This window comes from Corallococcus praedator (assembly GCF_003612125.1).
Classification (GTDB): Bacteria; Myxococcota; Myxococcia; order Myxococcales; family Myxococcaceae; genus Corallococcus; species Corallococcus praedator.
The window spans coordinates 58,039-77,859 of record NZ_RAWI01000004.1; the positions used below are offsets into that span (position 1 = coordinate 58,039).

Genomic DNA, 19,821 nt, shown 5'->3' on the forward strand with positions numbered 1-19,821 from the left:
ACGGCGTGAACCTGCTCATCCTGTTGCTGCGCAGATCCCGTGGGGCCGTGGCGCTGGCGGTGTTCTTCGGGCTCTTGACAGGTGCCGCGAGCGCCGGGCTCATCGCGCACATCAACGCGGTCCTCACCAGTGGCGGCACGCTCGCGGATCGTGCCACGGTCCTCGGCTTCGCCGCGTTGGGAGCCCTGATGCTGGGTTCACGCATCGGCTCGCAGCTGCTGCTGACGCGGCTCCAGACGCGCACCACGTTCGCACTGCGGGATCAGTTGAGCCAGCGCATTCTCGCGACGCCGTTGCGCCAGTTGGAAGAGCTGGGCAATCACCGACTGCTGGCCACGCTGATCGACGACGTCCAGGCCGTCACCCAGGGCCTGCTGTGCATTCCGCCGCTGCTGATCCACGGCGGCATCATCGTGGGCTGCATGACGTACCTCGCCATCATGTCGCCGATGGTGTTCGCCGCACTGCTCGTGTTCGCGATGCTGGGAGTCGCCAGCTACCTGCTTCCCATGCGGCACATCATGGGACTCCTGCGACACTCGCGGCAGACGAATGACCGGTTCTTCCGAGACCTGCGCTCGCTCACCCAGGGATTGAAGGAACTGAAGCTGCACGGAGGTCGGCGCACGGCCTTCCTCAAGCAGGAGCTGTTCCCCACGGCAGAGGCACTGAAGCAGCTCCAGGTGAAGGTCTCCACGCTCCACACCTTCACGACCAGTTGGAGCATGAGCCTGTTCTTCTTCTTCATCGGGCTGCTGCTCTTCGCACTGCCGGGGCTGACGCCGGTGTCGACCTCGACGCTGGTGGGCTACACGCTCGCCGTGCTCTACCTCCAGCAGCCGCTGGAGTCGTCCATGACGATGCTCCCCATGCTGGGAGCCGGCACGGTGGCACTCCGCCACATCGACACGCTGGAGCTGGCGGCCGCAGGCAGTCCGCTCCCGCTCAGCAGTGGGGAGCCCCCTGCCCCGCCGTCACGCATCGACCTGGCGGGCGTCACGCATGCGTACCGCCGGGAGGGAGAGGACACGCCCTTCACGCTGGGCCCCATCGACCTGACGCTCCGGCCGGGGGAAATCCTCTTCGTGGTGGGCGGCAATGGCAGCGGCAAGACGACGCTGGCCAAGCTCATCACCGGCCTCTACACGCCGGAGTCCGGGGAGATCCGCGTCGATGGGCGGTCCGTGACGGAAGGCGACCGGGAGCGCTACCGCCAGTTGTTCGCGACGGTGTTCTCCGACTTCCACCTCTTCGACTCGCTGCTCGGGCTGGCCGAGGGAGACAAGGCGGACAAGGCCCGTGCGTACCTGACGCGGCTCCAGTTGGACCGCAAGGTGCGGATCAACGACACGGGAGCGCTCTCCACCACGGACCTGTCCGCGGGCCAGCGCAAGCGACTGGCGCTGCTGACGGCGTATCTGGAGGACCGCCCCGTGTACCTCTTCGACGAGTGGGCGGCGGATCAGGATCCTCTGTTCAAGGAGGTCTTCTACCGGGAGCTGCTGCCGGACCTGAAGGCCGCGGGGAAGGCCGTGGTCGTCATCAGCCATGACAACCGGTACTTCGACGTGGCGGACCGGCGGGTGCGGCTGGAGTCCGGCGCCATCGTCGCGGAGGAGTCCGCGGCAGCCCCGACGCTCAGCGCTCGACCTCGTAGCGCGCTGTAAGGCAACGGCCTGGAGGTCCGCGTGGAAGCGGGCCTGCGTCCCGGCGAGCGCGCCATCCTCCACCCAGGAGACGCCGTGCGTGAGAGCGCCCGCGTCATGATCCGGCAGGCCTGCCCGGGGGCGACACGGAGGGCCCCTGCCTTCCGGCACGCTCCGAGGGGGATTGGCACAGGGTCCTGACACGCCCCACCGTTTCAAGGCAGGCCCGTCCGCGAGGCGGCTCCGTGTGGCCTCGCGATTCCCGAAAGGGGTGCCGCCCCATGCCGGTCCACGCACTTTTCTGTCGTAAGTGCCAAGAGCTCCTGAGCGTCAGGGTGGAGAAGCACAGCTGCGCCATCCACGGGGTGGCGACGCGAAAGTGGCTCACGTCATGAGGGCCCCCCTGTATTTCGAGGACCGGGTGGACGCGGGCCGACAGCTCGCGCAGGCGCTGCTCGCGCGCGGGTACACCGCGGAGGACACCCTCGTGCTGGGCCTGCCCCGAGGAGGCGTCTCCGTGGCGTACGAGGTCGCGGAGGCGCTGGGCGCTCCGCTGGACATCTGGGTGGTGCGCAAGGTGGGCGCGCCGAACTACCAGGAGCTGGGTTTGGGGGCGGTGGCGGAAGGGGGCATCACCTACCTCGACCGCGAGCGGATGGCGCGCATGAGCGTGTCGGAGGCCACCGCGCGGCGGCTCGTCCAGCGCAAGGCCGCCGAGGTGAAGGAGCGCGTGGCCCGCTTCCGCGGTGGGGACGCCCCGCCCGACGTCCAGGGCAAGACGGTCATCCTCGTTGACGATGGGATCGCGACAGGAGGCACCGTGCGGGCGGCGCTCCAGTCGCTCCGGATGCGGCGGCCCGGCCGCATCGTCCTCGCCGTGCCAGTGGCTGGGAACGAAATCCTCGAGGAACTCCGACCCATGGTGGAGGACCTGGTGTGCGTCCTCGCGAGGCCCGACCTGGACTCCATCGGCCAGTGGTACGCCTCGTTTCCCCAGGTCCCCGACGAGGACGTGAAGCGGTTGATGAACGAGGCACGGGCTCAAGCGCTCGACGGGGGAGTTTCCGCCCGGCCCTGAGGATGAAACAGCAGTGCCTCAAGGCCCCCGGTTCTCACGGACGACGGCGGCGGTCTGGTCCAGTTCCGCGGCCAACAGCACCAGCAAGTCGTCGAGGGACACGAGTCCCGCCAGGCATCCCTGCCCATCCACGATGGGCAGGCGGCGCACGCCCAGTTGCCTGAGGGTGATGAACGTCTGGTCGAGCCGGTCGTCCACGTGGGCGACCACGGGCTGGGGCGACATGACGTCCAGGACGGGGACGGCCCGGGCGTCCTTCCGCTCGGCCACCACCCGGGTGACGATGTCCCGGTCGGTCAATATGCCCACCGGTCGGGGCTCCTCGCCAACGACGACGAGCGCACCGACGTGCCGGTCGCGCATCTGCTCGGCGGCTTCGGCCACGCTCTGCATGGGCTGGATGATGGCCACCTTCTTGCGGCAAAACCTTGCGAGGGACATGGCACCTCCCTGGACGCCCAGGCCGTGCGCCCGGTCGCACGGGTGGATGGCGGGAGGTCCCCGCGAACGTCCTCCTCCCAGCAAACCAGCGCACCCTGCCCACGAGATGCAACCCGTGAGGATGGAGCAGCGCGACGAGCCCCCACCCTCTCCGCTGGAACGGCATGGCGGGGCCCCGGGCGGTCAGGACGGCGGCGCGGCGCTCAGGTGCGCACCTTGGGCCCTCCGGCGGGCGAGCCCACGGGAGTGGCACATGCGGTCACCGCGCCGCATCGTTTCTCGTAGGCCACCGGCAGTCGCGGCATGGCCTCGCACCTCCAGAGAGGAACAGGTCCATGCCTGTCTACGAGTTCTTCTGTCGCAAGTGCCAGGAGCCGTTCACCGAAAACATGAGCATCAAGGAGCACGACGAGCGGACGCCGAAATGCCCGCGCAACCACGAGGCGAAGGAGGTGGAGAAGCGCATCTCCTCCGTCCACACGGTGACCACCAAGAAGTCGCTCACCTACTGAACGTCGTCCCCGGCGATGTCGGGCCAGAAAAGACTAAAGGCCCTGGAGTCACCGGCTTGCACCGGAAACTCCAGGGCCTTCATTTTGGTCGGGGCGACAGGATTTGAACCTGCGACCACTTGCACCCCAAGCAAGTGCGCTACCAGGCTGCGCTACGCCCCGAAAACCGCCGTCGTGAAACGGTGCGCCCTTATGCCCTCGCCGCTCTCCTGGGTCAAGCGCGAGGTGAAGGGTTCCGTGGGAAAACTTACTCGTCGCCTTCTTCCATTCCCTCGTCGAAGTCCTCGCCCCGGGCCTCCGCCGCGTCCGCCGCCGCTTCTTCCTGGGCGTCGATCTCCGCATGGTTCTCCGGAGGGGCCTCGCCGTTCAACGCGCTCTTCAACACCTGGCTCGGCCGGAAGGTCAGCACCCGACGCGCGCTGATCTCGATCTCCTTGCCCGTCTGCGGATTGCGCCCCACGCGCGCCTTCTTCTGGCGCACCTGGAAGTTTCCGAACCCGGAGATCTTGATCTTGTCCCCGCGCTCCAGCGTCTCCTTCACGGTGTCGAACACGAGCTCGACGATCTCCGCCGACTCCTTCTTCGAGAAGCCGACCTTCTCGTAGACCCCCTCGATGATGTCCGCTTTCGTCATGCGAGTCCTCTGGCACCCGTGATGGCCGGTGAACGCGGGGCATGGTGTCAGCCTTCCCCGAACCGTGTCAACGTCCTGACTTCACTCAGGAATTCAGGCGCGCAGGGCCGCCCCCAGCCGCTGGTTCACCTCGGTGATGATGCGCTGGTGCGCCGTCGTGACCTCCACGTCGGTCAGCGTCCGCTCGGCCGAGCGATACCTCAGGGCGTACGCCAGGTTCTTCTTCCCCTCGGGGATGGGCTTGCCCGTGTACACGTCGAACACCAACGCGTCCTCCACCAGCGGCGCCCCGACCTCCAGGATGACCTTGCGCACTTCCTCGTTGCGCAGCTCCACCGGCACCACCACCGCCAGGTCGCGCAGCACCGCCGGGTACTTCGGCAGCCCCGCCGCCTGAGGCACCAGCTTCGCCGCCGCGTACAGCGGCTCCGTGTCCAGCTCGAACACGAACACGCCCTCCGGCAGCCCCAGCGCCTTCGTCACCCGAGGGTGCACCTCACCCACGTGCCCCAGCACCGTCCCGTCCGCCAGCGACACCTGCGCGCTGCTGCGCGGGTGGTACGCCGGAGGCTCGGCCGGCGCGAACGTCGCGCCCTCCACGTGCAAGGCGTGCAGCAGCGCTTCCACCGCGCCCTTCGCGTCGTAGAAGTCCACGCGCGCGTCCTTCTGCGTCCAGCTCCGGCCGCCCCGGACGCCCCACACCAGGCCCGCCACGCGCGGCACCTCGCGTGACGCGGGCTTCATCCCCTGCCCGCCCTGCGCGTCCCGGAAGTACGCCCGGCCCGTCTCGTAGAGGCCCACCGTCTCCACCTGATGGCGCACGCTGCGCGACAGGTTCTCCAACAGGCCCGGCAACAGGCTGGTGCGCATCACCGACTGCTCGACGCTCAGCGGGTTCATCAGCGCGATGGGCGCTTCCTTCCCGCCCAGCACCTCCAGCGACTTCGGCGCCACGAACGAGTAGTTCACCACCTCGTTCAGCCCCACCCCGCCCAGCGAGTGGCGCAGCCGACGCTCGGCTTCCATCTGCAGGGGCTCCGGCGCCAGCGTGTCCAGGCCGCGCGGCAGCCGGGCCGGGATGTTGTCGTAGCCGAAGACGCGGGCGACCTCCTCCATCAGGTCCTCCTCGCGCTCCACATCCACGCGCGCCCGGGGCACCTCGAACGTCGTCTGCCCCGCGCCGTCCTCCACGTTCTTGAACCCCAGCGCCCCGAGGATGCGCCGGCACTCCGCCTCCGCCACCGCCACGCCCAGCACCTTCTCCACCCGCCCGTAGCGCAGCGTCACCCGACGCGGCGGCTTCGGCGCGGGCTGAATGTCCACCCGCCCCGGCGCCACCGTGCCACCCGACAGCTCCGCGATGAGCTGCGCGGCGCGGTCCACCGCCGGCAGCACCGCGTCCAGGTCGGATCCACGCTCGAAGCGGTGCGACCCTTCCGTGTGAAGGGCGTGCCGCTTCGCCATCCGGCGCACGCCGGAGCCGACGAAGTGCGCGGACTCGATGAGGATGCGCTTCGTCCCCTGAGTCACCTCGCTGTCCGCGCCGCCCATCACTCCTCCCAGCGCCTGCGCCCGGTCCCGGTCCGCGATGACCAGGTCGTCCGCATCCAGCGTGCGCTCCTTGTCGTCCAGCGTGCGCAGCTTCTCGCCCGCCTTCGCGGTGCGCACGACGATCTCCTGGCCCGCCATCTTGTCCAGGTCGAACGCATGCAGCGGCTGGCCGTACTCCAGGAGGACGAAGTTGGTGGCGTCCACCACGTTGTTGATGGCGCGCACGCCGCACGCCTTCAGCCGGTCCTGCATCCACTGCGGCGACGGCTGGACGGTGATGCCTTCCACCACCCGCCCCGCGTAGCGCGTACACCGCTCGGGCGCGTCGATGCGCACCTTCACCAGCTCCGCCACCGGGCGGCCGGACTCCGCGGGCTTCGGCTCGGGCACCTTGAGCGCCGCGCCCGTCACCACGCCCACCTCGCGCGCCACGCCCAGGTGGGAGAGCGCGTCCGGCCGGTTCGGCGTGACGTTCACCTCCAGCACCGAGTCATCCAGCCCCAGCGCCTCCGCGATGGGCACGCCCAGCTTCGTGTCCGCCGGAAGGATGAGCAGGCCCGCCGAGTCCTCGGTGATGCCCAGCTCCTTCGCCGAGCAGAGCATGCCGAAGCTGTCCACGCCCCGGAGCGCGGCCTGCTTGATCTCCATGCCGTTGGGCAGCTTCGCGCCCACCGTGGCCAGCGGCACCTTGTCGCCGACCTTGAAGTTCTTCGCGCCGCACACCACCTGGAACAGCGCCGAACCGCCGATGTCCACCTGCGTGACGGAGAGCTTGTCCGCGTTGGGGTGCTGCACCGACTCGCGGATCTGCGCCACCACCACGCCGCGCAGGCCCTCGCCGGGGCGCTCCACGCCCTCGATCTCCAGCCCCGCCGCGGTCAGCTTGCGCGCCAGCTCGTCCACCGACGGCGGCAGCGCCACGTAATCACCCAGCCACTTCACCGAAATCTTCACAGGTCCACCCTCTTGCCCATCCGGCTGGAATCAGAACTGCGCGAGGAAGCGTGCGTCGTTCTCGAACATCATCCGCAGGTCGTCGATGCCGTAGCGCAGCATGGCCAGGCGCTCCACGCCCATGCCGAACGCGTAGCCCGTGACTTCCTTCGGGTCGTAGCCCGCCGCGGTGAAGACGTTCGGATGCACCATGCCGCTGCCCAGCACCTCCAGCCACCCCGTCTGCTTGCAGACGCGGCAGCCCTTGCCACCGCACGACGCACAGGTGACATCCACCTCCGCCGACGGCTCGGTGAAGGGGAAGAACGACGGACGGAAGCGCGTGCGCGTGTCCGAACCGAAGAAGGCCCGCACGAACGCGTCCAGCGTCCCCTTCAGCTCCGCGAAGCTCACGTCCTTGTCCACCAGCAGGCCTTCCACCTGGTGGAACATGGGCGTGTGCGTGATGTCCGAATCCCGTCGGTACACCCGGCCCGGCATCACCGCGCGGATGGGCGGCTTGCGCGACAGCATGTGCCGCACCTGCACCGGCGACGTGTGCGTGCGCAGCAGCGAAGGGCTGTCCGCCTTCTTCGCGTGACCCAGCGTCGGCTCGTCCACGTAGAACGTGTCCTGCATGTCCCGCGCGGGGTGGTCCTTGGGCAGGTTCAGCGCCTCGAAGTTGAAGTAGTCGAGTTCAATCTCCGGCCCGACGGCCACTTCGAACCCCAGCCGCGCGAACGTGCGGACGATGTCCTCCATCGTGCGGGACACCGGGTGCCGGCCACCGGGCAGCACCGCGCGCCCGGGCAGCGTCACGTCCAGCTTGGGGCCCTTGAGCTGGGCCTCCAGCGCGGCGTCCTCGGCGCGGCGCACGGCGTCCGACAGGAGCTGCTCCAGCTCCGCCTTGACGGTGTTGGCCACCTCGCCCAGCGCTCTGCGCTCATCCGGGGGCAGCTTGCCCATGCCGCCCAGGATGGCGGACAGCTCGCCCTTCTTGCCCAGGTAGCGGATGCGCAGCGCCTCCACCTGAGAAGGCTCCGACACGCCCGCGATCTCCTGGCGCGCCGCGTCCGCCAACGCCTGCAACCGGTCTCGCATGGTCCTCTTCCCGCCTTCCGTTACGCGCCCCGGGCGCCATCCGACGCCGGGCAAAAAAAGAGGGCCGCCCCCGTGTTGGAGGCAGCCCGTTTGTCTTCAGGGGGCCGGCTTCAGGAGCCGGCCGGGTCTCAGGCTGCCTTCGCGATGTTGGCGACGGCGGCAAAGCCCGCGGGGTCCGCGATGGCCATGTCGGACAGGACCTTGCGGTCCAGGCCGATCTTCGCCTTCGCCAGACCGGCGATCAGCTTCGAGTAGGACAGGCCCACCGTGCGCGCCGCCGCGTTGATGCGGACGATCCACAGCGAACGGAAGTTGCGCTTGCGCACCGCGCGGTCGCGGGTGGCGTAGTCCAGGGCGCGTTCCACGGCCTGGTTGGCGCGCTTGTAGCAATTCTTGCGGCGGCCGCGGAAACCCTTGGCCAGCTTGAGAATGCGATTACGACGACGACGAGCCTTGAATCCCTTTTTGACGCGCATGACACACTCCTGACTTCTTGAAGGTGACCCTGGGGTGCCGGCCTCACGCCGCTCCGCCAGGACTCACGGATGGTCCAAGCCCGAGGAAAAACTCAGGCCCCGTAGGGGAACAGCTCCTTGATGACCTTCTTCGCGTCCATGTCGCGCAGGTGACCGGTACCCCGGTTACCGCGCTTCTGCTTGGGCGACTTGGAGAAGGTGAACAGGTGCTTGCTGAAGGCCTTGCCGAACTTCACCTGGCCGCTCTTCTTCACCTGGAAGCGCTTCTTCGCGCTGCTGCGGGTCTTCAACTTGGGCATGGTCCCAATCCTTCCTTCTGCTTCCTGTCGGCACGGCAGCCATCGCGGCTGACGGCGGTCCACGACACACGGTTCGCGGACGCTTTGAGCGGAAGCCTCTATCACTCTTTCGAGGCGTTGGGGGTAGCGTTTCCTACAGCCACCGCTGAAACCCCCGCCGTCCCACGTACTCCCCGTCCCTACAACCCCCTACCCCGGGTCAGGGCAGGGCCGCTTCCTTGGCCAGCAGCGCCTCGAAGTCGACGAGCTTCATCGACTTGAGGTCCTCGCCGCCGTAGCGACGGGGGGACACGGCGCCGGCTTCGACCTCGTTGTCGCCCACGACCAGGGTGAACGGGATCTTCTGGAGCTGGGCCTCGCGGATCTTCGCGTTGAGCGTGATGCCGCGCTCGTCCAGCTCCACCCGGTAGCCCTTGGCGCGCAGGTCGTCCCGCACCTTGCGGGCGTAGTCCAGCTGACGGTCCGCCACGTACACGAGCGTCGCCTGCACCGGGGCGAGCCAGGCCGGGAACGCGCCGGCGAAGTGCTCGATGAGGATGGCGGTGAAGCGCTCGAAGGAGCCGAAGATGGCGCGGTGGAGAACCACGGGGCGGTGCGGGGCGTTGTCCTCGCCCACGTACGTCAGGTCGAAGCGCTCCGGGGCCAGGTAGTCCAGCTGCATGGTGCCCAGCTGCCACCGGCGGCCGATGCTGTCCGACACAGCGAAGTCGATCTTCGGGCCGTAGAAGGCGCCGTCGCCCGGGGCCAGCTCGTACTCCAGGCCCAGCGATTCCAGCGCGGCCTTGAGGCCGTCCTCGGCGCGATCCCAGAGCGAGTCATCGCCCAGGCGCTGCACGGGACGCGTGGACAGCTTCACCGCGTAGGTGAGGCCCACCGCCTTGTAGACGCGATCCAGCAGCTTCACGAAGCGCCGCACCTCGTCGGTGATCTGGGCCTCCGTGCAGTAGATGTGCGCGTCGTCCTGCGCGAACTGGCGCACGCGGGTGAGGCCGCCCAGGGAACCGGCTGCCTCGTTGCGGTGCAGCACGTCCTGGGTGTGCAGGCGCAGGGGCAGGTCGCGGTAGCTGTGCTTCTTGAAGCCGTAGAACAGGTGGTGCGACGGGCAGTTCATCGGCTTGAGGGAGAAGTCGTGCTCGCCGGACTCACTGTCGAGCACCAGGAACATGTTCTCCTTGTACTTGCCCCAGTGGCCGCTGGTCTCCCACAGCCCCTTGTTGAACATCAGGGGCGTCTTGATCTCCACGTAGCCGTCGCCGGCCGTGAGCGAGCGCATCCAGTCCGACAGCGTCTGGTAGAGCGTGGTGCCCTTGGGCGTCCAGAAGGCCGCGCCCGGCGCGTACGGGTGGAAGTGGAAGAGGTCCAGCTCCTTGCCCAGCTTGCGGTGGTCGCGCTTCTTCGCTTCCTCGATGCGCGTCATGTACGCATCCAGCGCCTTCTTGTCGAAGAACGCCGTGCCGTACACGCGCTGGAGCATCGGGTTGCGGTGGTCGCCGCGCCAGTAGGCGCCGCTGGAGGAGAGGATCTTGATGACGCCGATCTTCCCCGTGCTGGGCGCGTGGGGCCCCAGGCAGAAGTCCACCCAGTCACCGTGGGTGTAGAGCGTGAGCGTCTTGGCGCCCTTGGCGGCGATGTCCTTGACGATCTCCACCTTGAAGGTCTCGCCCTTCTCCTCGAAGAGACGCACGGCGTCCTCCATGGAGATCTCCGTGCGCACGAAGGGGGCGTCCTGCTTGAGCTCCGCGTTGGCGGCCGCCTCGATCTTCTCCAGCTCCTCCGGAGTGAAGGGCTTCTCGCGGAAGAAGTCGTAGTAGAAGCCCTCCTCCGTCGAGGGACCGATGGTCACCTGCGTGCCGGGGAACAGGCGCTGCACGGCGCTGGCGACCACGTGCGCGGCGTCGTGGCGGATGAGGTCCAGGCCTTCCGGGCTCTTGGGCGTGAAGATCTGGAGCTTCGCGTCCTCGTCGAGCGGGCGCGACAGGTCGACGTCCTGACCGTTCACCCGGGCGAACAGGGCCGCCTTCGCGAGCCCCACACCGATGCTGCCCTTCACGAAGTCCGCGATGGTCGTCCCGCGAGGCGTCTGCTTCTGGCTGCCGTCGGGGAGCGTCACCGTGATGGATTCGGACATGGCTTGAAAACCCCTGCGCTGGAAAAGCCACGGGCGGCAGGCTCTTTGGAAGCCTGCCGCCCGCGAGATGGAACGCTTACTGATGATGGGTCGTAGTGGGATCGAACCACTGACCCCTACCGTGTCAAGGTAGTGCTCTACCGCTGAGCTAACGACCCGTCGTGCGGATGGCGCGGGGAATAACAGCGGGCTCCCACACCTGTCAAGGAAACACGAACGGAGGGACTTCTGTTCCCTACTCCCTCGCGTCCAACAACACCCGGATCCGTTTCATCACCGTGTCGAACATGGCGGGCGTGAGCCTCCCCGTCTGGGTGTTCTGCTGGCTGACGTGGTAGCTGCCCACGAGCCACCGGCCGTCCGGCAGCCGGAACTCCGCACCATGGCCGAAGGCGGGCCGGGGCGGAGGGATGACGCCGCCCGTGCGGGTCGCGGACGCCAGCGCAGCGTTCCACCCGATGGCCCCCAGGGCGAGTAGCACCCGGCCGGGCAAGAGGGCCATCTCCCGGTCCAGGAACGGCGCGCACCGGGCCAGCTCCTCCGGCAGGGGCTTGTTGTCCGGCGGGGCGCAGCGGGCGGCCGCGACGATGAAGGCGTCCGTCAGCTTGAGCCCGTCGTCGATGCGGTCGCTCCGGGACTGGTTGGCGAAGCCCGAGCGGTGCAGGCCCGCCATGAGGAACTCCCCGGAACGGTCCCCGGTGAAGTACCTGCCCGTCCGGTTGGCGCCGTGCGCCGCGGGGGCCAACCCCACGATGATCAGCCGGGCCTGCGGATCCCCGAAGCCGGGGACGGCCTTGCCCCAGTAGTCCCAGTCCCGGTAGGCCCGCCGCTTCACCCGGGCCACCTCTTCGCGCCACTCGACGAGCCGGGGGCAGGCCCGGCACGCGATGATCTCCTGGTGCAGCTTCTCCAGCTTCGTCACGGACCGCCGGCTCCCCCCTTGTAGAGATCCGTGCGGCGGTAGCGCTGGATGACCACGCTCAGGACGACCTTGAGGATGGCGCTGGCCGGCACCGCCAGCAGGATGCCCACGAAGCCGAACAGCTCCCCGAACGCGAGCACGGCGAGGATGACCACCACCGCCGACAGGCCCACCTTCTCGCCCACGACGCGCGGGGTGATGACGAAGCCCTCCAGCATCTGCCCCACCACGAAGGTCGCCGCCACCACCGCGAGCTGCCACGGCCCCTGCCACGACAGCAGGACGCCCAGCACCGCGAGCACCACGCCGATGCCCGTGCCCAGGTACGGCACCATGTTGCCGAAGCCCGCGATGAGGCCGATGGCGATGGCCAGGTCGATGCGGGCCACGGACAGGCCCACCGCGTAGATGACCGACAGGATGGCGCCCACCGAGAGCTGGCCCTGGACGAAGGCGGACAGCACCTCGTCCACCTCGCGGAACCGCTGGCTCACCAGCGCCACCGAGCGGCGCGGCAGCAGGTCCTGGATGTTCCGCATGAGGCGCGGGTAGTCCTGGAGGAAGAAGAACGCCAGCACCGGCACCACCGACAGGCCCAGCAACGTGGCCACGAAGCGCGCGGTGTTGCCGGCGAAGCTCGCCACCAGCCGCGCCGCCGTGGGGCCCGCGCTCTGGAGCAGCTCGGAGGCCTTCTCGCCCAGCTCCGCGGTGCGCTGGCTCACCAGCTCCGGCAGCGACATGCCCAGGAGCGACTCCACCTGCGGCACCACCTGGGTGCTGGCCCGCGAGAAGAAGCCGGGCAGCTTCGCCGCCTCGTCGCGGAACACCGGCACCAGGTACAGCCCCGCGCCCACCATCAGCAGCGTGCCCGCGACGAAGAGCAGCGACGTGCCCAGCGTGCGGTCCAGGCCGCGCTTCTCCAGCAGCGTCACCACCGGGTTGAACGCGTACGCGCCCGTCAGCGCCAGCAGCACCGGCACCGCCACCCCGCCGAACACCGACAGGAGCGCGAACACCAGCGCCAGCGAGCCCACCATCGCGCCGGACCACACCAGGTCCACCCTGCGGGCCGCCGCCTCGTCCAGGGCCGAGGGGTCACCGGCCGGGGGCACGGGCTCCGGGTGCACGACGTGCAGGACCGGGGACACCTCCGGGGGCGCGGTGACCACCTGGGCCTGCGGGGCGACCTTCACCGCGCGCTCACTGCCTTTCTTGCGACGTCCGATGACCGCCTCCCTGTCCCCGCCCATCCTACGGCGTCTTGGGCCCCTGATTGCGGGTGACGAACCGCCCGAAGGCGTCGCCTGCCACCTTGCGGTCCAGGGTGCCGACCTTCGCGGTGCCCAGTTCCGCGTCCACCACCACCTGCCGGTCCGCCTGGAGCTGGATGATCCTCTCCGTCCACTGCTCCTGCGTCACCTCCTGGGACCCTGGCGCCTGGGTGCGCTCCTTGCTGGCCTTCTCCAGGGGGGTGGACCTCACCAGCATCCGCGGCATCACCTGCACCTGGCCCTCCGCCACCTGCACCAGCGTGCGCGGGGAGAGGGCCCCCATGTACGTGGGCGCCGCGGCGTCCACCCGGAAGCGCGTGCCCCGGACGCCGGCCACCGCCCGGTCCGTCTCCACTTCGAACTTCGCGTCGGAGCCCGCGAGGGCCTTCTTGACGCTCGCCCAGAGCTTGCCCAGGCCCAGCCTCGCCACGAAGCCCTTGCGCTCCTGGCCCTCGAAGTCCGCCACGTTGATGAACAGCTGGCTGCCCTCCCCCAGCATCAGGACGCTGCCGTCGTTGAGCGTCAGCTTGAGGTTGGACTTCGGTCCGACCTCCAGCGTGTCCTTCACCTCCACGTCCGCGCCCACCGCCAGCGGCCGGGACACGCCACCCATGGGGTGGCGCGATGCCGTGCCCTCCAGCACCTCCACCCGGCCAATGGCCCCGAACGCCAGTCCCGGCAACAGGCCCGCCAGCACAGCCCACGTCCCGCGCAGTCGCTTCACGGAGCACCTCCGCCCGCCTCGGGGACGACGGGACGCAGCTTGACCTTCAGCGTCACCCGCGCCCCGCTGGGCTCGTAGTAGGTCGTGTACGGCCAGAAGCCCCGCTTCTTCACTTCCACCTGGTGGAAGCCCGAGTCGCCCAAGCGCAGGCTGCGGGACACGCTGGAGAAGTCGCTGCACAGGCCCTGCTGCACGCCGTCCAGCAGCACCTCCGCGTCCGCGGGTTCGCACCGGAGCACCAGGTCGCCGCGCTTGCCCTCGGCGGAGGCCATCAGCTCCCGCGCCCGGGCCACCGTCGCGGGCTGTTCCTGCTCCTGCTTCGCCGCGCAGCCGACCGCCAGCGCCGCCACCAACGGGCCCACCGCCGTCCACCGGACGCGCATCACAGCGCCACGGTCAGTTCAACGGTGTTGCCCGTCACGCCCGTCATGTGGACCTTCCGCTTCTGGAACGCCTTGTCCCCCAGTGGTCCGGCCAGCCCAGCGTGGGCGGAGGTCGTCAGGAACAGGCAGATCAGGGAGCGTTTCAGGAGCATCGGCGTTCCTCGGGCTGCCACTTGGGTTCGCGGCTACTGCGTGACGATGGCGACCCGGCCCTCGGCCAGGAAACGCGTGTTCGCCTCGGTGAGCGCGCGGGCCCCTTCCGCGTTGAGGACCAGGTCGGAGCCCTGGAGCTGCGCGGCCTTCACCACCAGGGGCTTGTCGCCCACCAGCGTGGCCTTCTTCGCGGCGTCCAGGCTCTCGAACCAGGCCGCCACGCCCGTGGCACCGCGCGCCTCCTCGGTGAGCACCGTCGCGCCGTAGAGCGCCTTGCCCGCCGCGTCCACCAAGCGGGGCGCGAGCACCGGCTTCAGCCCCAGGCCCCGCGCGTCCACCACGAGGCCCGTGTACTTCGTCGCGCCCTCGGCATTGAGCACGATGGCCACATCCTGCGCGGGCGCCAGCGCCGCGGAGAGCGCCGCCAGCGGCACCTCCACGTCCAGCTCCACGCCGCTGTCGGAGAAGTAGCGCTTGGCGACGACCTTGTAGCCCTTGATGGCGCCTTCGACGCGGCCCTTCACCTCATCGCGTGCCCACTCGTCGGCCACGGTGCGGCCCGCGTTCACCTGGATGCCCTTGGCCTGCTCCAGCAGGTTGCGGAACGCGTCCAGCTTCGCGGCGCGCTCGGCGCCCAGTCGCGCCTGCGCGGGATTGGCCGCCTTCAGGTCCGGGGCCCCGGCGCCCGTGGCGCGCAGGACCTGACCTTCCCAGTTGATGCCAGCACTGGCGACGGCGCGCGCGGCTTCACCCGCGGCGGGCGTGGCGGGTGCGGCGACCTTCGCTTCCTTGCCCTGGCCCAGCGCCGTCAGCGGCACGACCAGCAACAAACCCCACAGCGAACGCCTCACGGAGCACCCCTCCCGCTGTCGCCGAGGATCCGGCGAGCGCACAGGAAACCACTCCGGTCATTCAAGGGGGCCACTCCGCGCGAAGTCAAGGCGACCCGGGGCATGGGCGGATCCACCGGACCCGACTTCCATGCGCACCGCGAACCGCCGGTGGCACCGCGTAATCACGGTGGCACACCCGCAGGGTAACGCCGAGCCTCAGTTCTCGTTCGCGTGACGGTCGACGTAGGCGTCGATCATCTTGCGGTGCCGCTCGGTGAGGAGGGTGAAGCGCACGCCCGACTGCTCGCGGCGGCCCAACTCCTTCCACTCGCGTACGACTTCACCCTCGGCGTAGATGATCTCCTCGGAGCCGGGCAGCTGGAACTGGAGGCCCACGCGACGCGCTTCGTGCTGGGGCTCGATGAGGCGAGACAGGCTGACGCCTTCCTGGCTGATGTCCGCGGCGCGGGTCATGTACGGCACGCCGCCCATGTACTTGTTGAGGTAGATGTCCAGGGGCGCTCGATTGGCCTTCCGCTTCTCGCTCATTGGCTCATGACCTCCGGCTGGTGCAACAGGCTGCTGCGGGGGTGCAGCGACCTGGAGGCACAGTACGGTCAGTCGTCATGCGCGCAAGAAAACGGCGCGCTCCAGGCGCGGTAGGCTGGGCATCATGCGCCGCGTTTTTCCGCTCGCTGGATTCTTCGCGCGGATCTGTGCGTGCGGTCTGCCAGCGCACGTTCGCCCCGTCCCCGAGGGCACGTTGGCGCTGGAGGCGGGCGTCGGTGGGCCCGCGGTGCGGCTGGAGGGCGCGCCCGTTCCCCTGCCCCTGTCCACGCTGGGCGCGAGCTACGGCCTGAATGGACGGTGGGACCTGCACGCCCATGCGCACCTCACGCCGCTGCTCGGCGTTGCGGGGGCGACGTGGCTCGCGCTGGATCAGGACGTGGTGGATATAGTCCCCCCATTCTCGTGAAAGGCGGAAGCATGCGTATGCAGTGGATGGCGGCCCTGGTGCTGGCGCTCGGCGCTCCGGGCTTCGCCCAGGCACAGGCCCCGACGAAGACCTCCAAGCCGGCCGCCGCGGCCGAGGCCAAGGCGCCCGCCGCGGCCCCCCTGGAACTCCAGACGGAGGACCAGAAGACGGTCTATTCGCTCGGCGTGTCGCTGGGGCAGAACGTGACGGCGCTCGCCCTGACGCCCGAGGAGATCCAGATCCTCCAGCGCGGCCTCCAGGATGCGCTCAGCGGCGCGGCGCCCGCCGTCGACCCCAAGGAACTCTCGCCCCGGCTCCAGACCTTCGCCAAGAACCGGCAGGCCCAGGCCAACGTCGCCACGCTGGAGCGCGCCGCGAAGGAACCCTCCACCACGAAGCTGCCCTCCGGCGTCCTCTACCGCGAGCTGACGGCCGGCACCGGCAAGAGCCCCCGCGCCACCGACACCGTGAAGGTGCACTACCGGGGCACCCTGGTCGACGGCACGGAGTTCGACAGCTCCTTCAAGCGCGGCGTGCCGGTGGAGTTCCCGCTCAACGGCGTCATCCCCTGCTGGACCCAGGGCGTGCAGAAGATGAAGGTCGGCGGCAAGGCGAAGCTCACCTGCCCCGCCAACACCGCCTACGGGGACCGTCCTCCCGCGGGTTCGCGCATCCCGCCGGCCGCCGTGCTCCAATTCGAGGTGGAGCTGGTGGAAGTGCCCGGCAACACCGCCGTCGGCCAGTAGGGCCGCACCGCTCGACACCCCGGGGGCCCGCGTCACTCGCGGGCCCCCGCTTCAACGTCACACCGGCGAGCGCACCGACCGGCCGCCGAAGGGCGGATCCGCCATGATGGCCTGGGCCAGCCGGTCCGCGAAGGCACGCCCCTCCCGCGCGAAGGACTCGGACTCCTCTTCGTTCAGGAGCACGCGCACTTCGAACTGGACGATGCCGCCCACCACCACCTCGATGGACAGCGCCCCGTCCCGACCGCGCAGCACGCGGTACAGGAGCGGGCTCTGGAGGAGCACCTCCTCGTCGCTCACGGGATCTCCGCCACCTGGGCGTCGACCACCGGGGCGTTGATGACCATGATCTCCGGCACGCCGCCCGACGTGTAGCCGCCGAACTTGAAGCAGTCCTTGTCCTCGGGCGTGGTGCACTTCCATACGCCGGGGTCCGCGTCCACCGGCAGCCGCGCGCAGACCTTCCGGTCCGCCAGGTCCAGCGTCATCATCCGCAGCGGGCCTTCGAAGTTCTTCGCCGGCAGGCCCAGCGCCTGGCCCAGCACCGCCGGATCATGCTTCCCGTCCGCCGTCTTCGACTTCTCCACCGCGCCCTGGATGGTCTCCGACGGCGCCGCGAACAGGTAGCAGGCCACGTCGTTGCAGCGGCCGAAGTTCTTCGCGCCCGTCTGCACCACGAACTTCTGGTACGCGCTGTCCGTCATCAGCCAGGACACCTTGCCGTTCGCGAAGTTCTTCGCCACGTGCTGGTCGATGCCGTACGGGCTCGCCAGCGCGTCGGCCTGCTTGGAGATCTCCTTCTGCGTGGGATCACAGTTGTCGACCAGCGACGCCGCGGGAGGCTGCTCCGTCGGCTCCGGCGGCGGCTTCGTGCCGCCCTTCATCGAAGCACAGCCAACCACCGTCGACAGCGAGCCCAGCAGCACCGCACGGAAAATAGGATTCATGGCCATTCCTTCAGTAGAGGTGAATGAAGAAAGACCCGGATATCACAGGGCCGCTGCGGTGGCGCGCAACAACGACTCCGCGCTGACCGGTGCGCCGGTGGCGTGGCGCATCCATTCATCCGGCGTGACGGAGCCGTAAACGGCCATGCGTTCGAACTCCGCGCCCAGCGGGCCGTGCTGCTTCAGGTGCTCTTCAATCTGGAAGGCGATGAGGTGCCCGAGCGGGTAGTCCGGCAGGTAGAGCGGGTAGCTGATCATGTGGCTGTAGATGCCCAGCAGCGGGCTGTCCTTCCGGCCCAGCACCGGCGCGTAGTACTGGTTCCACACGTCGCGCGACACCTGAGCCACCGCGTCGCGCAGCTGCGCGGGCGTGGCGTCCGGGTGTTCGTACATCCAGTGCCACGTGGCCATGTCCACCAGCGCCACGCCGGCGATCTCCCAGGACTGCCAGAAGTCGTTGAGCACCCGCTCGCGCTCGCTCGCCGCGTCGGGCTTGCCAAGGCCCAGCAGCTCCAGGTCGCGCGCCTGGAAGACGAACGCGAGTGCTTCGGTGAAGGCGTTGTTGGGGACGCCGGACAAGAGCGTGTGGTCCACCTGGTACAGGCTGAAGACCTGCTCCACGTTGTGCCCCAGCTCGTGCACCGCGATGTTGTAGCCCTTGTAGTCCATGCCCCCCTTCTCCACGCGCGTGCGCAGGCGCGGGAAGTCCCCCCGGCGCAGCGCCTGCTGCGCATGGCCCGCGCCCCGGGACGCATCCACGCGGATGTACGAGGCCAGCATGTCCGCCTTCTGCTTCGTGAAGCCCAGTCCCTGGAGGATGCGGGGGATGTCGCGCGCGAACGCGTCCGCCGTGGGGTAGCGCTTGCGCGTCAGTTCATTCAGCTGCGCCTCCGGCATCTTCGCGCCCGGACGAAAGCCGGGATACCAGAGGTCCTGCGGCTCCAGCGGGCGGCCCAGCCGGGACTCGATGAGCTTCGCCACGCGCGGCACCAGCGGCGACGCGAGCAGCTCCGTGAGCAACGCGCGCACCCGCGCCTCCGGCAGGCCCCGCTCCAGCTCGAAGCTGCGCGCGATGCGCGTGGGGGCCACCGGTGAATACGGATCCGCCCGCCGCGAGGCCTGGAACGTGGCCAGCAGCCGCGCGTAGCGCGTGTCCGGCTCCGGGGCGACGTCCGCCTTCGCGGGACGCTCCGGGGCGTTGGGCTCCACCGACTCCGGCGGGGCCACCGTCACCGCGTTGGTGAACGGATCCCAGTCCACGCGCGGGTTGTCGATGACGGCCGCGGGGATGGACTGGGTGACGATGCGCTCCATCACCTGGACGATCATCCGCTGCTTCGCGAGCCCCGCCGCGTCCGTGTAGTCCGCCTTCAGCTCGTCGCGCAGGTTCCAGTGGCTGATGAGCCGCAGGCCCTTGGGAAACAGGCGCTGGCCCTTCGCGTCCACCAGGTGGTGCATCCAGACGTTGTATTCGGCGATGTAGAGGTTCGCGGCCGCGATGGCCTTCGACACCTGCTGCTCCACCTCCGCCGGCACGCGCCGGTTGAAGCGCGAGGCCAGCTTCGCCTCCGCCCACTGCCGCCGCGTCCACGAGGGGCCCGCCTTCACGCGCTCCTCCAGCGTGGTGAGCGGGAAGTTGAGCAGCGCGACGAAGCCCGGCTTCGCCTGGAACAGGTCCGACGTGACGTTGGAGGACGGATCGTACGCGGCCAGCAGCGGCTCCACCGGCAAGAGCGGCCCCAGGTCCAGGTCCGTGAACCACTGGAGCTCCCGGCCCAGCTCGTTCATGTGCCCGTCGAACTGTTCGAACAGGCCCTCCATGCGCCGGAACGTCGCGTCCAGCTGCGGCCCCTCCGGCAGGAACTGCTCGCGCACGAAGGCCGCCAGGTCCCCGTCGTCCGCGCGCCACAGCGAGGCCACCTGATCCACGCCCCGCTCGATGCGGGCCCGCTGCGCCTCGCCGTGCTTCGCGACCAGCTCCGCCTTCAGCGCGGACAAGGCCTCTTTCGTCACGGGCGCGGACGGGGCGATGGCGCTCCGGGCGTCCGCCGGGAAGGGGGCCGTGGG

General features: G+C 69.4%; 22 protein-coding genes and 2 tRNA genes. 5 read left to right on the forward strand and 19 right to left on the reverse strand.

The genetic code is table 11. From position 1 onward, the window contains the following. The first annotated feature begins 5 nt into the window (after window positions 1-5). The gene (locus D7Y13_RS01150) at window positions 6-1,667 is read left to right on the forward strand and encodes a cyclic peptide export ABC transporter (protein WP_120582311.1); all 1,662 of its coding nucleotides are present in this window, start codon (window positions 6-8) and stop codon (window positions 1,665-1,667) included. Between the two features lie 370 nt (window positions 1,668-2,037). After that, window positions 2,038-2,724, forward strand: a complete 687-nt coding sequence (locus D7Y13_RS01155; protein WP_233595286.1) for a phosphoribosyltransferase — start codon at window positions 2,038-2,040, stop codon at window positions 2,722-2,724. Window positions 2,725-2,742: 18 nt separating this feature from the next. On the opposite strand, the gene D7Y13_RS01160 is transcribed toward D7Y13_RS01155, so the two are convergent. Further along, window positions 2,743-3,165, reverse strand: a complete 423-nt coding sequence (locus tag D7Y13_RS01160) for a CBS domain-containing protein (protein WP_120582312.1) — start codon at window positions 3,163-3,165, stop codon at window positions 2,743-2,745. 335 nt (window positions 3,166-3,500) lie between these two features. On the opposite strand from D7Y13_RS01160, the gene D7Y13_RS01165 reads away from it, so the two are divergent. After that, window positions 3,501-3,677 (forward strand): FmdB family zinc ribbon protein, encoded by a 177-nt coding sequence (locus D7Y13_RS01165; protein WP_120530960.1) that lies wholly within the window; start codon window positions 3,501-3,503, stop codon window positions 3,675-3,677. A gap of 85 nt (window positions 3,678-3,762) precedes the next feature. Here the strand turns inward: D7Y13_RS01165 and D7Y13_RS01170 are convergent. From D7Y13_RS01170 to D7Y13_RS01235, 15 genes are all read right to left on the reverse strand, one after another. Next, a tRNA-Pro gene (locus D7Y13_RS01170) sits at window positions 3,763-3,839 on the reverse strand. A gap of 85 nt (window positions 3,840-3,924) precedes the next feature. Beyond that, on the reverse strand, window positions 3,925-4,311 hold the full coding sequence (locus tag D7Y13_RS01175) for an integration host factor subunit alpha (protein ID WP_014397244.1): 387 nt from the start codon (window positions 4,309-4,311) through the stop codon (window positions 3,925-3,927). Between the two features lie 93 nt (window positions 4,312-4,404). Continuing rightward, entirely contained in the window at window positions 4,405-6,816 is a 2,412-nt protein-coding gene (gene pheT / locus D7Y13_RS01180) for a phenylalanine--tRNA ligase subunit beta (protein WP_120582313.1), read from the reverse strand. 30 nt (window positions 6,817-6,846) lie between these two features. Continuing rightward, complete coding sequence (gene pheS, locus D7Y13_RS01185) at window positions 6,847-7,896, reverse strand: phenylalanine--tRNA ligase subunit alpha (protein ID WP_120582314.1); 1,050 nt, start codon at window positions 7,894-7,896, stop codon at window positions 6,847-6,849. Between the two features lie 128 nt (window positions 7,897-8,024). Continuing rightward, window positions 8,025-8,372 (reverse strand): 50S ribosomal protein L20, encoded by a 348-nt coding sequence (gene rplT, locus D7Y13_RS01190; RefSeq protein ID WP_120530963.1) that lies wholly within the window; start codon window positions 8,370-8,372, stop codon window positions 8,025-8,027. A 92-nt stretch (window positions 8,373-8,464) separates the two neighbouring features. Next, the gene (gene rpmI / locus D7Y13_RS01195) at window positions 8,465-8,671 is read right to left on the reverse strand and encodes a 50S ribosomal protein L35 (protein WP_120530964.1); all 207 of its coding nucleotides are present in this window, start codon (window positions 8,669-8,671) and stop codon (window positions 8,465-8,467) included. A 199-nt stretch (window positions 8,672-8,870) separates the two neighbouring features. Further along, window positions 8,871-10,799 carry a threonine--tRNA ligase gene (gene thrS, locus D7Y13_RS01200; protein WP_120530965.1) on the reverse strand — a complete coding sequence of 643 codons (1,929 nt, stop codon included), beginning with the start codon at window positions 10,797-10,799 and terminating at the stop codon, window positions 8,871-8,873. 86 nt (window positions 10,800-10,885) lie between these two features. Beyond that, window positions 10,886-10,957, reverse strand: a tRNA-Val gene (locus D7Y13_RS01205). A 77-nt stretch (window positions 10,958-11,034) separates the two neighbouring features. Further along, complete coding sequence (locus D7Y13_RS01210; RefSeq protein WP_120582315.1) at window positions 11,035-11,721, reverse strand: uracil-DNA glycosylase; 687 nt, start codon at window positions 11,719-11,721, stop codon at window positions 11,035-11,037. Then, window positions 11,718-12,971 (reverse strand): AI-2E family transporter, encoded by a 1,254-nt coding sequence (locus D7Y13_RS01215; protein WP_233595287.1) that lies wholly within the window; start codon window positions 12,969-12,971, stop codon window positions 11,718-11,720. The genes D7Y13_RS01210 and D7Y13_RS01215 overlap by 4 nt, the downstream gene beginning before the upstream one ends. Before the next feature lies 1 nt (window position 12,972). Next, window positions 12,973-13,716 carry a FecR family protein gene (locus tag D7Y13_RS01220; RefSeq protein WP_147444177.1) on the reverse strand — a complete coding sequence of 248 codons (744 nt, stop codon included), beginning with the start codon at window positions 13,714-13,716 and terminating at the stop codon, window positions 12,973-12,975. Next, window positions 13,713-14,099, reverse strand: coding sequence for a PEGA domain-containing protein (locus tag D7Y13_RS01225; protein WP_120530968.1), 387 nt, complete (start codon window positions 14,097-14,099; stop codon window positions 13,713-13,715). The genes D7Y13_RS01220 and D7Y13_RS01225 overlap by 4 nt, the downstream gene beginning before the upstream one ends. After that, window positions 14,099-14,251: a hypothetical protein gene (locus tag D7Y13_RS45595; protein WP_158620268.1), complete on the reverse strand. Its 153-nt coding sequence runs from the start codon at window positions 14,249-14,251 to the stop codon at window positions 14,099-14,101. Before D7Y13_RS45595 ends, D7Y13_RS01225 begins: the two co-directional genes overlap by 1 nt. 33 nt (window positions 14,252-14,284) lie before the next feature. Next, a complete protein-coding gene (locus tag D7Y13_RS01230; RefSeq protein WP_120582317.1) occupies window positions 14,285-15,103 on the reverse strand; it encodes an LPP20 family lipoprotein in 819 nt (272 codons plus the stop codon). 198 nt (window positions 15,104-15,301) lie between these two features. Beyond that, complete coding sequence (locus D7Y13_RS01235; RefSeq protein ID WP_120530970.1) at window positions 15,302-15,634, reverse strand: PilZ domain-containing protein; 333 nt, start codon at window positions 15,632-15,634, stop codon at window positions 15,302-15,304. Between the two features lie 124 nt (window positions 15,635-15,758). On the opposite strand from D7Y13_RS01235, the gene D7Y13_RS01240 reads away from it, so the two are divergent. Next, window positions 15,759-16,061, forward strand: coding sequence for a hypothetical protein (locus tag D7Y13_RS01240; protein ID WP_120582318.1), 303 nt, complete (start codon window positions 15,759-15,761; stop codon window positions 16,059-16,061). 11 nt (window positions 16,062-16,072) lie between these two features. After that, window positions 16,073-16,807, forward strand: a complete 735-nt coding sequence (locus D7Y13_RS01245) for an FKBP-type peptidyl-prolyl cis-trans isomerase (protein ID WP_120582319.1) — start codon at window positions 16,073-16,075, stop codon at window positions 16,805-16,807. A gap of 57 nt (window positions 16,808-16,864) precedes the next feature. Here D7Y13_RS01245 and D7Y13_RS01250 read toward each other — a convergent pair whose 3' ends face one another. From D7Y13_RS01250 to D7Y13_RS01260, 3 genes are all read right to left on the reverse strand, one after another. Further along, window positions 16,865-17,107, reverse strand: coding sequence for a hypothetical protein (locus D7Y13_RS01250; RefSeq protein ID WP_120530973.1), 243 nt, complete (start codon window positions 17,105-17,107; stop codon window positions 16,865-16,867). After that, the gene (locus D7Y13_RS01255) at window positions 17,104-17,754 is read right to left on the reverse strand and encodes a hypothetical protein (RefSeq protein ID WP_167508712.1); all 651 of its coding nucleotides are present in this window, start codon (window positions 17,752-17,754) and stop codon (window positions 17,104-17,106) included. The genes D7Y13_RS01250 and D7Y13_RS01255 overlap by 4 nt, the downstream gene beginning before the upstream one ends. Before the next feature lie 42 nt (window positions 17,755-17,796). Then, window positions 17,797-19,821 (reverse strand): gluzincin family metallopeptidase (locus D7Y13_RS01260; RefSeq protein ID WP_439329222.1); only part of this gene is annotated, 2,025 nt, incomplete at its 5' end.

What these genes read in the sequence shown, in the direction of transcription:
- D7Y13_RS45595 (WP_158620268.1), bottom strand. Translation starts at nt 14,251, where the DNA reads ATGCTCCTGAAACGCTCCCTGATCTGCCTGTTCCTGACGACCTCCGCC.
- rpmI (WP_120530964.1), bottom strand. Translation starts at nt 8,671, where the DNA reads ATGCCCAAGTTGAAGACCCGCAGCAGCGCGAAGAAGCGCTTCCAGGTG.
- D7Y13_RS01155 (WP_233595286.1), top strand. Translation starts at nt 2,038, where the DNA reads ATGAGGGCCCCCCTGTATTTCGAGGACCGGGTGGACGCGGGCCGACAG.
- pheS (WP_120582314.1), bottom strand. Translation starts at nt 7,896, where the DNA reads ATGCGAGACCGGTTGCAGGCGTTGGCGGACGCGGCGCGCCAGGAGATC.
- D7Y13_RS01165 (WP_120530960.1), top strand. Translation starts at nt 3,501, where the DNA reads ATGCCTGTCTACGAGTTCTTCTGTCGCAAGTGCCAGGAGCCGTTCACC.
- rplT (WP_120530963.1), bottom strand. Translation starts at nt 8,372, where the DNA reads ATGCGCGTCAAAAAGGGATTCAAGGCTCGTCGTCGTCGTAATCGCATT.
- D7Y13_RS01245 (WP_120582319.1), top strand. Translation starts at nt 16,073, where the DNA reads ATGCGTATGCAGTGGATGGCGGCCCTGGTGCTGGCGCTCGGCGCTCCG.
- D7Y13_RS01240 (WP_120582318.1), top strand. Translation starts at nt 15,759, where the DNA reads ATGCGCCGCGTTTTTCCGCTCGCTGGATTCTTCGCGCGGATCTGTGCG.
- thrS (WP_120530965.1), bottom strand. Translation starts at nt 10,799, where the DNA reads ATGTCCGAATCCATCACGGTGACGCTCCCCGACGGCAGCCAGAAGCAG.
- D7Y13_RS01215 (WP_233595287.1), bottom strand. Translation starts at nt 12,971, where the DNA reads ATGGGCGGGGACAGGGAGGCGGTCATCGGACGTCGCAAGAAAGGCAGT.
- D7Y13_RS01175 (WP_014397244.1), bottom strand. Translation starts at nt 4,311, where the DNA reads ATGACGAAAGCGGACATCATCGAGGGGGTCTACGAGAAGGTCGGCTTC.
- D7Y13_RS01160 (WP_120582312.1), bottom strand. Translation starts at nt 3,165, where the DNA reads ATGTCCCTCGCAAGGTTTTGCCGCAAGAAGGTGGCCATCATCCAGCCC.
- D7Y13_RS01255 (WP_167508712.1), bottom strand. Translation starts at nt 17,754, where the DNA reads ATGAATCCTATTTTCCGTGCGGTGCTGCTGGGCTCGCTGTCGACGGTG.
- D7Y13_RS01225 (WP_120530968.1), bottom strand. Translation starts at nt 14,099, where the DNA reads ATGCGCGTCCGGTGGACGGCGGTGGGCCCGTTGGTGGCGGCGCTGGCG.
- D7Y13_RS01235 (WP_120530970.1), bottom strand. Translation starts at nt 15,634, where the DNA reads ATGAGCGAGAAGCGGAAGGCCAATCGAGCGCCCCTGGACATCTACCTC.